We start from the raw sequence: 12870 nt of genomic DNA on the forward strand, positions 1-12870 counted from the left end.
AGCGCCTGACCCGCCGAAAAGGTTGATCCTGCTCATGAGCCAAGCGCCCCTCGTCCTGGTGGACGGTTCTTCTTATCTGTATCGCGCCTTCCACGCGCTGCCACCGCTGACCACCTCCAAAGGCCTGCCCACCGGTGCGGTGAAGGGCGTGTTGAACATGCTCAAAAGCCTGCGCAAGCAGTACCCGGACAGCCCATTTGCGGTGGTTTTCGACGCCAAGGGTGGGACGTTTCGCGATGAGATGTACGCCGAATACAAAGCCAACCGCCCGAGCATGCCTGATGACATGCGCCTGCAGATCGAGCCGCTGCATCAAAGCGTGATCGCTCTTGGCTTCCCGTTGCTGTGCGTCGAGGGCGTCGAGGCCGATGACGTGATCGGCACCCTGGCCCGCAGCAGCGCGGCCGCCAGCCGCCCGGTGGTGATCTCGACCGGTGACAAAGACATGGCGCAGCTGGTGGACGGCCACATTACCTTGGTCAACACCATGACCGGTAGCTCGATGGACATCGAGGGCGTTAAGGAGAAATTCGGCGTCGCTCCGGAGCAGATCATCGACTATCTGGCGTTGATGGGTGACTCGTCCGACAACATTCCCGGCGTTCCGGGCATTGGCCCCAAGACCGCCTCCGGCTTGCTGGTGGGAGTCAATGGCGGCCTCAAAGAGCTTTATGAGCAGCTGGATATTGTGCCGACCCTGCCTATCCGTGGGGCCAAGACCCTGCCGGCCAAGCTGGAGGAGCACAAGGAGATGGCATTCCTGTCCTATCAGTTGGCGACGATCAAGATCGATGTGCCGCTGGATATCGGGTTGGATGATTTGCACCTGATCGAACCGGATCGCGAAAAGCTGCTGGAGCTGTACACGCTGCTTGAGTTCAAGAGCTGGTACGACGAAATCCAGCGCGATGCCAAGCGTGTCGAGCTCAAGTCGGCGAGCGAGGTTGCGCCTGCCGCCGAGATGCCGGTCGAGGCTGTTATATCAGTACCGGTAGAGGCGGTTTACACCACTATTCTGGACCAGGCTACCTTCGACGTGTGGCTGAAAAAACTCCACGATGCGCCGTTGTTTGCTTTCGACACCGAAACCACCGGCATCGACGCCCAGCAGGCGCAATTGGTCGGGGTCTCGTTTGCTGTGCAGCCCCATGAAGCCGCCTACATCCCGCTGACCCATTCCTATATCGGCGCGCCGGATCAATTGGACCGCGACACCGTGCTGCTGGCCCTGAAACCGCTGCTGGAAGACCCGACCAAACTCAAGGTGGGCCAGCACGCCAAGTTCGATATGAACATCCTGGCCAACTGCGCCATTGGTGGCGACCCTGCACAGGGCATTACCGTGCGCGGCATCGCCTTCGACACCATGCTCGAATCCTACGTGCTCAATTCCACCGCGACCCGGCACGATATGGACAGTCTGGCGAAGAAGTACCTGGACCACGACACGGTCAGCTTCCAGGACATCGCCGGCAAAGGGGCCAAGCAACTCACGTTCGATCAGATCGCCCTTGAGCAAGCCGGCCCCTATGCGGCCGAAGATGCCGACGTGACCTTGCGCCTGCATCAGCACTTGTACGCGCAACTGGCGGCGATCCCGAGCCTGGCCAGTGTGCTGACGGACATCGAGATGCCGCTGGTGCCGGTGCTGGCACGCATCGAGCGCCAGGGCGCACTGGTAGACAAGGACCTGCTCGGCATCCAGAGCATCGAACTGGGTAACAAGATGGTCGAGCTGGAGCGCCAGGCGTACGAGATCGCCGGTGAAGAATTCAACCTGGGTTCGCCCAAGCAGCTTGGGGCGATCCTGTACGAGAAGCTCGGCATGCCGGTGCTGAAAAAAACCGGCAAGGGCCAGGCATCCACGGCTGAGGAAGTGCTGGCCAAACTGGCCGAAGATGATTTTCCGCTGCCCAAGGTACTGATGCAGTACCGCAGCATGAGCAAGCTCAAAAGTACTTATACCGACCGCCTGCCGGAACAGATCAACCCACGCACCGGGCGTATTCATACGTCTTACCATCAGGCCGTCGCGGCGACCGGGCGCTTGTCCTCCAGTGATCCGAACTTGCAGAACATCCCGGTGCGCACCGCCGAGGGGCGGCGCATTCGTCAGGCGTTTGTCGCGCCCAAGGGCTACAAGCTGCTGGCGGCGGACTATTCGCAGATCGAGCTGCGGATCATGGCGCATTTGTCCAAGGACGAAGGCCTGATGAACGCCTTCCGCAATGACCTGGACGTGCACACGGCCACGGCGGCCGAAGTGTTCAAGGTCGAGTTGAATGAGGTCACGTCCAACCAGCGCCGCAGCGCCAAGGCGATCAACTTTGGCCTGATTTACGGCATGGGCGCCCAGAAGCTGGGCAAGGACATCGGCGTCGATACCAAGACCGCCAAGGCTTACATCGATGTGTACTTCGCTCGCTATCCAGGGGTGCGCGAATATATGGAGCGAACCCGCGCCCAGGCGGCGGATCAGGGGTATGTCGAAACCTTCTTCGGGCGGCGCCTGTACTTGCCGGATATCAACTCCAACAAGCCCCAGGAGCGCGCGGCGGCCGAGCGCACAGCGATCAACGCGCCGATGCAGGGTACGGCGGCGGACATTATCAAGAAAGCCATGGTGCAGGTGGATAACTGGCTGGCCGAGTCGGGCCTGGATGCCAAAGTCATCCTTCAAGTGCACGACGAATTGGTGCTGGAGGTGCGTGAAGACCTGGTCGCGCAGGTCAGCGAGAAGATTCGCGAGCATATGAGCGCGGCGGCTCAGTTGGACGTGCCTTTGGTGGTGGACGTAGGCGTAGGCGATAACTGGGACGAGGCGCACTGATTCCGCGGCTTTGCCATCACCGTCAGTGGTGGCGAAGCGGTTTAGATCGGAAACCGTCGTCAGTTATTTCCAATAGTTTTTTGAGCCTGTCGGAACTTAACCTGTGAACTGCCACTCAGAGTTACTGAATGGGTGGTGAAGCCCTTCAATGCTCCTATGTTGTGTTAAGTGTTGGCAGATAATTCCAGACCCCGCCCTAGCGGTCCGGAACTTGAACCCCGAACTTCCCCTCCCCAAAAGAAGTCCGGGGTTTTTTTTGCCCGCAGAAAAGTTACTCGGCGATTTCTGCGCCCTTGTCCGCCAATTCCATCCAGCCGGCCAGTACGGTGTAGGCCTCTTCAAGGCCCATGCGCTTGGGGGCGGAGAACAGCTGAATCGTGATGGTATCGCCCCAGCCCTTACGGATTTCGGACTGCACTTTGAGCAGGGTGTTCTTGGCTGCGCCGTAGGTGAGTTTGTCGGCCTTGGTCAGCAAAATGTGCATCGGCATGCCGCTGGCGACAGCCCAGTCGAGCATCAGCAAGTCGAAGTCGGTCATTGGATGGCGGATGTCCATCATCAGGATCAAACCCTTCAAACTCTCGCGACCGCCCAGGTAAGCCTCAAGGTGACGCTGCCAGTGCAGCTTCAGCGGGATAGGTACTTTTGCATAACCGTAGCCCGGCAGGTCGACCAGACGCCGATCATCGTCTAGCTTGAAGAAATTGAGTAGTTGCGTGCGGCCCGGGGTTTTCGAGGTGCGCGCCAGGCTGGCGTGAGTCAGGGTGTTCAGTGCGCTGGATTTACCGGCGTTGGAACGGCCGGCAAAGGCGACTTCAAAGCCCTCGTCATCGGGGCATTGGTCCACTTTGGCGGCGCTGAGCATGAAGGTGGACTGTTGGCACAGGCCGAGGATGGGGTTCTTGAGTTGCATGAGATTTCCGATGTGGGCGGTGCCGAGAAAGGGTGCGGCAAGCGGTGTCGTTTCCGTTTCAGTAGCGCCAGTATATAATGCCGCAGATTTTGTGTGTGCTTTGTCCCAGCGAAGGATGAGGTTCACGGGAGCGAAAGACCTTTATTGCGCATTAGAACGCAAAACGCTCTCAAACCCTGAATAGGTCGATGTATGGACCGACGGTTGCTCGCTTCTGCTGCCCTGATTCCGCTTTACGGCGCTCAGGCTACACAGGATCAACCGAGTTTGCATGGTCAGGCTGACGCAGTGCGTGACCCAGGGTTTCAAGGCAATGCCGCCGCGTGGTTTGTGCATGGACTGCAGTACTGAGGATTACCAGGCCGTCATTGATTTGATGGTGAGTAAACCCGGTAGATAACTCTTAAACCCTTAGCCGTAGTTGGATTAGCTGATGAACAAACTGATCGTGAGTCTGCTGTTGACCTTGGGCATCACAGGCGCTGCCGTCGCTGCAGAGGGCCCCGTCAAAGGTGATGCCACTGCCGGTCAAGCGAAGGCCGCCGTGTGTGGTGCCTGCCACGGCCCGGATGGTAACAGCCCGGCGCCGAACTTCCCCAAACTGGCCGGCCAGGGTGAACGCTACCTGAGCAAGCAGATGCACGACATCAAGGACGGCAAGCGCACGGTGCTGGAAATGACCGGCCTGCTGACCAATCTCAACGATCAGGACCTTGCGGACCTCGCGGCGTATTTTGCCAGCCAGAAGGGTAGCGTGGGAGCTGCCGATCCTAAATTGGTCGCCCGCGGAGAGCAGTTGTTCCGTGGCGGTAACCTGGAAAAAGGCTTGCCCGCCTGCACTGGTTGCCACTCGCCCAATGGCGCAGGCAACGCTGCCGCAGGCTTCCCGCACCTGAGCGGCCAGCATGCCACCTACATCGCCAAACAGTTGACCGACTTCCGCAAAGAAGAAGCCGGCCGGGCCAACGATGGGGACGCCATGACCATGCGCACTATCGCTCGCAAGCTGAGCGACGAAGATATCGCAGCCCTCTCCAGTTATATCCAGGGCCTGCACTGACGGGGCTGGGCGTTAACGCTCGATTAATCCCGCGATGCAAGCATAAAAAGGGTGGCTCAGGCCGCCCTTTTTTGTGGCCGCTGCCGTTACACTAACGAACTCATGTCCGCGTAGACCTGTCACAACAAAGGTCGCGTGAGGCGACTTTATTTGTCCAGGAGTAAAGCATGCGTAATCTGATCCTCAGCGCCGCTCTCGTCACTGCCAGCCTCTTCGGCATGACCGCACAAGCTGCCGATGTGCCGCTTGAAGCCGGTAAAACCTATGTTGAGCTGTCTAATCCGGTTCCGGTTGCGGTACCCGGCAAGATCGAGGTGGTGGAGCTGTTCTGGTACGGCTGCCCGCATTGCTACGCCTTCGAGCCGACTATCAACCCATGGGCTGAAAAGCTGCCCAAGGACGTTAACTTCCGTCGCATTCCTGCCATGTTCGGTGGCCCATGGGACGCCCACGGCCAACTGTTCCTGACCCTGGAAGCCATGGGTGTTGAGCACAAGGTCCACAACGCTGTCTTCGAAGCGATCCAGAAACAAGGCAAGCGCCTGACCAAGCCGGACGAAATGGCTGACTTCGTTGCTACTCAAGGTGTCGACAAGGACAAGTTCCTCGCGACCTTTAACTCCTTCGCTATCCAGGGCCAAATCAAACAGGCCAAGGAACTCGCGCAGAAGTACGGCGTGCAAGGCGTTCCAACTCTGATCGTCAACGGCAAATACCGTTTCGACCTGGGCAGCACCGGTGGTCCTGAAGCGACCCTGAACGTTGCCGACCAACTGATTGCCAAAGAACGCGCTGCCAAGTAAGGGGCTCGCCATGCGCCGCTGGGGTACCGAGCGTGTCGTTGGCCTGCATGAACCGCAGGTCAACGAGCATCACCTGGAGTCCACAGGCCTGCCGGCAGACAGCCGCTTGCGCCTGCTCAGCTTCAATATCCAGGTGGGCAACAGTACCGAGAAGTATCGGCACTACCTCACGCGTGGCTGGCAGCACCTGCTGCCCCACAAGGGGCGTACCGGTAACCTGCAGAAAATCGGCGACCTGCTAAGCGACTTCGACTTGGTCGCCCTGCAGGAAGCCGACGGCGGCAGCCTGCGCTCCGGCTATATCAACCAGGTGGAACACCTGGCTCAGCTGGGCGCCTTCCCGTACTGGTATCAGCAACTCAACCGCAACCTGGGGCGCCTGGCGCAGCACAGCAATGGCGTACTCAGCCGCCTCAAACCCACTGCCATTGAAGATCACCCCCTGCCAGGCCCCAAAGGGCGCGGGGCGATCCTTGTGCGTTTTGGCGAAGGCCCGGAAGCCTTGGTGGTGGTGATGATGCACCTGGCCCTCGGGGGGCGTACGCGCAACCTGCAACTGGCCTACGTGCGTGAATTGATTGGTAACTACAAGCACCAGGTGCTCATGGGTGACATGAACACCCATGCCAACGACCTGCTGCAGAATTCTCCGCTGCGCGACCTGGGGTTACTGGCCCCGCAAGTCGAAGCCACGTTTCCCAGCTGGCGCCCGCAGCGCTGTCTTGACCATATCCTGCTCAGCCCAAGCCTCACACTGGAAAGTGTGCAGGTGCTAGCGCAGCCCATTTCCGATCACCTGCCGGTCGCGGTAGAGATTCGTCTGCCGGGTTCGCTCACGGCTGATGCATTACCCGCGTTGAGCCCAGGCCCTCGCGGATCCCTTGCATGAGCGACGACGCCCAGCGCTGGAAAGAGAAATACCTCCAGAGCATCGAGCAACAAGACAAACTCGAACGCCGCTGGGCTGCCCGCCTCGATTTGCTGCGCCGCGGGCTGGTGCGCAGCACGCTGGCCGCTGAAGGCACCGACCGCGCCGTCGATCAATGCATGAAGGAAATGCGCGATGTCGTGCGCACGGACGACATGGACGCTGCCCTCGCCGCTTTACTGCCACGCCTGGAAAAGGCCGTGCTGGATTCGGAGCAGCGCCGCGAAACCCGTGTCGACCAGATCAGCACCGCGCTCACCGCCTTGGTCACCCAGTTGCAAAAGCTGCCGTTGCCCCGCGAGGTGGCTCGCCCGCTGAAAACCTTCGCCAAGCAACTCGATGGTCGCGTGGCACAAGCGCGGGAGATACCCCTGCTACTCAGTGAGCTGAGCAGCCTGCAGGGGCAGGCGCTGAATAATCTGGAGCCTGAAGGCGATACCGCACGCACAGGCCCGGGCCTGTTGCAACGCCTGTTCGGTAGTAAGGAGGCCGCCAGTGAAGCATTGCCGGTTGACGCTGAGCCACTGCCGGCAATGCAATTGGCAGCGCCAAAGCCTGCAGCGCCCAAACCCGCACCCGAACCGGAAGAACTTGCGCAATCGGAAGAGCTGACCCAAGCCTTGCGTGCCTTTGCACCGCTGTCACCCACACCCGTGGCCTTGAAGGCTGCGCCTGTTGCCGCGGCCGAAGGGCAAGAGGTCGCCAGAGAAACGCCGGTATTCGACGCTCCAGAGCTGCCGTCGATTGCGCCTGCGCAATTACCGGAGCCCGACGTGCAGGCGCCACCGGTTGCGGAGCCTGCTCACGAAAGCGCACTCGCTGCCTTTATCGAACCGCCGCCGGCTCCAGTCGAAACGCCGGATGAGACCACCATCGGCAGCCTGTCGCTGCCCCCCGTGCTGGAAAGCCCCGAGCCTGACGAGCTGCAACCGGACGGCACCTACGCCCTGCCCGATTCGCCTGAACCGTCCTACAGTTCGGTGGCCAAGCACATTGAAGGCACTTTGCTCGGCCTGCTGGAAGACCTTTCCCTGCCCGAACGTCACCAGCCCCAGGCCGAGGCGATGCGTGAGCGTCTCGCCCATGGTTTGAATTGGTACGAACTGCTGCCGATCCTGGATGACCTGGCCGTGCTGATGCTGGCGGTCACCGACAGTGGCCAGCATGAGTTCGAGGCTTATCTCAAGCAGCTCAACGAGCGTCTCGAGGCATTCCAGGGGCATTTGCAGGTCGCCAGCGACGGCCACGCCGACAGCAGCCTGGCCGCGCGGGAGTTGGACACACAGATTCGCGAGCAGGTGGACGGCCTGCAAAGCAGCGTGCAGGACGCCGCCGACCTGGACAGCCTCAAGCAGGTGCTCGAAAGCCACCTTGAAGGCTTGCTCGGCACCATGGATGAACACCAGCAACAGCGTGACCTGCGCGAACAGGAAGTGGCCGCACGCCTCAAAGGCCTGGCTGAACGCGTGGCCCATATGGAGCAGGAGGCCCAGGGATACCGCGAGCACCTGGAGGTGCAGCGCCAGAAGGCCTTGATCGATCCGCTCACCGGGCTGCCCAACCGTGCGGCGTGGAGCGAACGCCTCGATTACGAAGTCAACGCCTGGCATCAGCGCGGTAACAGCCTGTCGCTGGCCATGCTCGACCTGGACCACTTCAAGCGCATCAACGACGGCTACGGTCACCTGGCAGGGGACAAGGTCTTGAAGATCATCGCCAACGTGCTGAGCAAACGCCTGCGGCCGACTGACTTCATCGCGCGGTTTGGTGGTGAAGAGTTCGTGCTGCTCATGCCCGACTCAGCCTTGGCGGATGCCCTGGCCGTAGGTGAAGTATTGCGTGAGGCCATTGCAGCGTGCCCGTTCCACTTCAAGGGCGAGCCGGTAACGATCACGGTGTCCATGGGCGTGGCGCAGTTTCAACCCGGCGAGCGCAGTGACCTGGCGCTCAAGCGTGCCGACGAGGCACTCTACAGGGCAAAGGCTGCGGGGCGTAATCAGGTGCAGGCGGCATAAAAGATGTTCCATTTTGTGATTTGACCGCCTAGCCATGAACCTTACGTTACACTGTTGCATTATCGTCTTTCAGTGTAATGCCTCTCGCCATGAAATCCTTGTATATCGCTTTAGCGTTTCTTCTGCTCGCCGGCTGCGCCAGTGGCCCGCGCCTGAACACCAGCCATCCTTCGGTTAACCACGACAACCGCGTGCAGTTCGTTGTGGTGCATTACACCTCGACCAACCTTGAACGTTCCCTGGCGCTGTTGACCCATGGCCAGGTCAGCAGCCATTACCTGATCGGCGACGACGCCTCCGGCACCATCTACAAGCTGGTGGATGAAAGCCAGCGCGCCTGGCACGCCGGGCAAAGCGAGTGGATGGGGCGCACCTGGCTCAACTCCAGCTCCATCGGCATCGAGATCGTCAACCCAGGGTTCAGTGATACGCCGACTGGGCGTGTGTGGTACCCGTATTCCGAAGCGCAGGTGCAGTCGCTGATCGTGCTGCTCAAGGACATCAGCAAGCGCAATGGCATCGACCCCAAGAACATCATCGGGCACAGCGACATTGCCCCACTGCGCAAGCTGGACCCAGGCCCGTTGTTCCCTTGGAAACGCTTGGCGGCAGAAGGTCTGGCCGTGTGGCCGGATGCCCAGGCAGTGGCCCGGTTCCAGGTGCAGTACGCCGCGCAGTTGCCGAGCATTACCTGGTTCCAGGAAGAGCTGGCGCGCCTGGGCTACCAGACGCCGCAGACCGGTGAGCTGGATGTGGCCACAAGGCACGTCATCGCTGCGTTCCAGATGCGCTTCCGGCCATCGCTGTTTGATGGCACCCCGGATGCTGAAAGCGCCGCGATCCTGCGAGCCTTGAATCACCGCTGAAGGTGTAACAATGTTGGAGCGAGCTTGCTGTGGTGAGGGAGCTTGCTCCCGTTCGACAGCGAAGCTGGAGCCGGCTTTTTTGAGGGGCGCTTCGCACCCCAGCGCAAGCAAGCTTGCTCGCCACAGGGTTCTCGCTCCTACAGGGGTAATGCCATATAGAACTGCGTACCCTGCCCCGGTCGTGAGTACACACCCATGCGGCCGCCGTGCAATTGCACGATTTCCTTGCACAGTGCCAAGCCCAGGCCCGCACCGCCCTTCTTGCGGCCCACCTGTACAAAGGGTTCGAAGATTCGCCCTTGCTGGCCGTAGGCAATGCCTTCGCCGTTATCCTCGACGCTGATAATCACCCGCTCGCCATGCCGTCGTGCCTGCAGGCGAATCTGCCCGCCTTCGGCGGTGTGGCGCAGGGCATTGCCCAACAGGTTGTCGAGCACCCGCTCCAGTTGCACTTGGTCGGCATACAGCCGTGGCAACTCAGGCTGAGCTTCTACCAGCAACTCAATGTGCTGGGCGTTCGCAGGCTCAGCAAACCGAGCCCGTGCGTGCTCCAGCAAGTCGGTGACATCGCACGTGCCCAGGGTGAGTTTTTGCAGGCCGTTCTGGTAGCGCGAGAAGTTGAGCAGGTCGTTGATCAACTGCATCAGGCGCTGCATTTCTTCATTCACCGTATCCAGCAGGTCCGCCTCGCGGGAGTCCGGTGGGAACTTGGCCCGCTCACGGAACAAGCCGAAGGCCATGTGCATGCCGGTAACCGGCGTGCGCAGCTCATGGGAGGCGCGCAATACGAACTCGCTGCGCACCCGTTCGAAGGCGCGCTGTTCAGTCACATCATGCAGCACCATCACGGCCCCGAGAATGTGCCCCTGTGTATGGCTAACCGGGGTCAGGCTGTAGGTCAGCAGGCGCAACTCACCCTCGACTTCCACCTCCAGATCGTCCGGGGCCCGCTCCAGGTTGCCGCCGCGCAGCACCAGTTGCAGCTGTTCATCCATTTCCGCACGACCCATGGCTTCACCAAGGCCTTGACCCAGCCGCTCCTCATCCCAGCCCAATTGGCGCTGCGCTACAGGGTTGAGATGCTCCAGGCAGCCTTGGCGATCAATCATCAACAGGCCGTCATCGATACTGTCGAGCACCGCTTGCAGGCGCTGTTGGCCGGCCAGCAGCTCATCGATGTTAGTGGCCTGATGTTGGCGCAACGCTTCGGCCATGATGCCGAAACGTCGGGTCAACAGGTTCATTTCCGCTGCGGAGGAGATCGGCAGCGTGACTTCAAAGTCGCCCTGCCCGATCTTGTCGGCGGCCTTGGCCAAGGCTTCGATGGGACCACCGAAACGCCGGGCGATGCCATGGGCCGTGACGAAACCGATGATCAGCACCGCGAGCCCTACCAGCCCGAGCAGGCCCGCTATCAACAGGGCGCGCTCACGGGATTTATGTTCACTGGTACTGATATTTTCCAGGGCTCGCTTGTGTTCGGCGATCAAGCCGTTGCGCAGTATGTTGAAGGTCTCGGTGAGCTTTTCCTTGCTGCCCGCAGGCGGTGATGTCTGCTGGGATTGGTCAAACGCCTTGAGCAGATTCTGGTAATCCGAGCGTGCCTGGCTGAAACCATGGTTTTTGCCGTCGACCTGCTCATGGGCGATGCCCTGGTCCAACAGATCGAAATAATGCTGCTTGGAGGCTTGCAGGGCGTCTGGGTCGGGACGCTTCTCCAGCATCATGATCAACTGGTCGCCCAGGCTCTGACGCAATTTGAGCCCCAGGTCCAGGGTGATGAAATTACTGCGGATCAGCGATTCCTGGGTCTTGGCCATTTGCATGACGCTGACCAAGCCCAGGACCAACCCCAGCAAAGCCACGGTAATCAAGGCTGAGATGCTCAGGAATAACCGGGTGCGCAGTTTCATCGCGAGCTTCATAAGGTCCTGTTCAAAGGTTGTACTGCTTGCGTTTGCGGTACAGCGTCGACGCATCGATGCCGAGTGTGCGGGCCGCTTGGTCCAGTGTGTCGCTGGTCGCAAGTACGGCGCCGATATGGGCTTTCTCCAGCTCGTCAAGGCTCAAAGCCGACCCGATACGCGGTGCATTGTTGGCCGGTTGCTCAGCCATCCCCAGGTGGCTGATCTCAACCTTCTCCTGGGGGCAGATGATGCTGGCGCGTTCCACTACGTTGCGCAGTTCACGAATATTGCCGGGCCAGCGGTAGTTCAGTAGCGCTTCGCGGGCATTATCGCTGAAGCCGCGCGCCGGGCGTGCGTATTCCTTGACGAAGCGGGCAAGGAAGCGGTCAGCCAGGGTCAGGATGTCTTCACTGCGTTCGCGCAGCGGGGGCAAGTGCAAGGTGATGACATTCAGACGGTAGAGCAAGTCTTCACGGAAACGGCCATCGCGCACCATGTCTTCCAGGTTCAGGTTGGTGGCTGCGAGGATGCGCACGTCAGCGCGGCGGGTGACCGGGTCGCCCACGCGCTCATACTCTTTGTCTTGGATAAACCGCAGCAACTTGGGTTGCAACGTGAGGGGGAAATCGCCGATCTCGTCGAGAAACAGCGTACCGCCGTCCGCCTGGTTCACTCGGCCCAGGGTGCTTTCACTGGCGCCGGTGAATGCGCCGCGGCTATGGCCGAACAGTTCGCTTTCCATCAGTTCGGCGGTCAGTGACGGGCAGTTGATGGTCACGCAGGACTTCTTCGAGCGTTTGCTCCATCCGTGTATCGCCCGGGCCAACTCACCTTTACCGGTGCCGGACTCGCCGAGAATCAAGATATTGGCGTCCGTCCCGGCCACCTGCCGCGCGGTTTCCAACACCACCATCATGGCCGGGCTATGGGAGTCCAGGCCGTCTTTGGGCTGGCGCACCTCGCCTTCCAGCGCTTCCAGCCGCGCAGAGAGCTGACGCACCTCCAGTTGCTTGGCCGTGGCCAGGCGCAGTTGGTCGGGGCTGCAAGGCTTGACCAGGTAGTCGGCGGCGCCAGCCTGGATGGCGTCCACGGCGGTATCCACGGCCGAATGGGCGGTCACAATCACCACGCGCATCCACGGAGCCTGCACGCGCATCTGGGCCAGCACGTCCAGGCCATTGTCCTCGCCCAGGCGCAGGTCGAGGAAGCACAGGTCGAACACCTGACGCTGCATCAGGGCATCGGCCTGTGCGGCACTGTTCGCGGTGGCGACGGTGTAGCCCTCATCTTCCAGGCAATAGCGGAAGGTGCGCAGGATCGCGGATTCGTCATCCACTAAAAGAATGCGGCCTTGAAGTTCCTTGGCTGAATCCATCTGTCCCGCACTCCTTAACTATAAATGTGATGGTGTTTAGTCCCGGAATAATCGGGCAAGTTGCATGGTTTATTCTGATTCATAAAAGGCTTCTTCGTGCAGCTATCTGCGCGCCTTCCTACAGACGACGTCTGAGGGCATTTTCCCTTCCTTTCACCCTTCGATCCTTCGAT

Annotated in this window: 9 protein-coding genes and 1 pseudogene; 7 read left to right on the top strand and 3 right to left on the bottom strand. The window is 60.4% G+C overall.

Annotated elements, in window-relative coordinates; genetic code table 11:
• Nucleotides 1-34 precede the first annotated feature (34 nt).
• Nucleotides 35-2830, top strand: a complete 2796-nt coding sequence (gene polA / locus HBO10_RS09040) for a DNA polymerase I (RefSeq protein WP_034129236.1) — start codon at nt 35-37, stop codon at nt 2828-2830.
• Between the two features lie 271 nt (nt 2831-3101).
• Here polA and yihA read toward each other — a convergent pair whose 3' ends face one another.
• The gene (yihA, locus tag HBO10_RS09045; RefSeq protein ID WP_003187369.1) at nt 3102-3743 is read right to left on the bottom strand and encodes a ribosome biogenesis GTP-binding protein YihA/YsxC; all 642 of its coding nucleotides are present in this window, start codon (nt 3741-3743) and stop codon (nt 3102-3104) included.
• A gap of 192 nt (nt 3744-3935) precedes the next feature.
• Between yihA and HBO10_RS31260 the strand changes: the two are divergent.
• The 6 genes and pseudogenes from HBO10_RS31260 (at nt 3936) to HBO10_RS09070 (ending at nt 9415) form a co-directional block, all read left to right on the top strand.
• Nucleotides 3936-4143 (top strand): annotated as a pseudogene (locus HBO10_RS31260) (cytochrome).
• Between the two features lie 33 nt (nt 4144-4176).
• A complete protein-coding gene (locus HBO10_RS09050; protein ID WP_014716340.1) occupies nt 4177-4803 on the top strand; it encodes a cytochrome c4 in 627 nt (208 codons plus the stop codon).
• A 167-nt stretch (nt 4804-4970) separates the two neighbouring features.
• Complete coding sequence (dsbA, locus tag HBO10_RS09055) at nt 4971-5606, top strand: thiol:disulfide interchange protein DsbA (RefSeq protein WP_014716341.1); 636 nt, start codon at nt 4971-4973, stop codon at nt 5604-5606.
• 10 nt (nt 5607-5616) lie between these two features.
• The gene (locus HBO10_RS09060; RefSeq protein WP_034129237.1) at nt 5617-6495 is read left to right on the top strand and encodes an endonuclease/exonuclease/phosphatase family protein; all 879 of its coding nucleotides are present in this window, start codon (nt 5617-5619) and stop codon (nt 6493-6495) included.
• Nucleotides 6492-8549 carry a diguanylate cyclase gene (locus HBO10_RS09065; protein WP_034129238.1) on the top strand — a complete coding sequence of 686 codons (2058 nt, stop codon included), beginning with the start codon at nt 6492-6494 and terminating at the stop codon, nt 8547-8549. Before HBO10_RS09060 ends, HBO10_RS09065 begins: the two co-directional genes overlap by 4 nt.
• An 89-nt stretch (nt 8550-8638) precedes the next feature.
• A complete protein-coding gene (locus HBO10_RS09070; protein WP_034129239.1) occupies nt 8639-9415 on the top strand; it encodes an N-acetylmuramoyl-L-alanine amidase in 777 nt (258 codons plus the stop codon).
• Nucleotides 9416-9552: 137 nt separating this feature from the next.
• Here HBO10_RS09070 and HBO10_RS09075 read toward each other — a convergent pair whose 3' ends face one another.
• Both HBO10_RS09075 and algB read right to left on the bottom strand, forming a co-directional pair.
• Nucleotides 9553-11340 carry a KinB sensor domain-containing domain gene (locus HBO10_RS09075; protein WP_034129240.1) on the bottom strand — a complete coding sequence of 596 codons (1788 nt, stop codon included), beginning with the start codon at nt 11338-11340 and terminating at the stop codon, nt 9553-9555.
• 10 nt (nt 11341-11350) lie between these two features.
• Nucleotides 11351-12697, bottom strand: coding sequence for a sigma-54-dependent response regulator transcription factor AlgB (algB, locus tag HBO10_RS09080; RefSeq protein ID WP_034129241.1), 1347 nt, complete (start codon nt 12695-12697; stop codon nt 11351-11353).
• Nucleotides 12698-12870: the final 173 nt, after the last annotated feature.

The organism is Pseudomonas sp. WS 5503, assembly GCF_012985385.1.
Taxonomy (GTDB): domain Bacteria; phylum Pseudomonadota; class Gammaproteobacteria; order Pseudomonadales; family Pseudomonadaceae; genus Aquipseudomonas; species Aquipseudomonas paracarnis.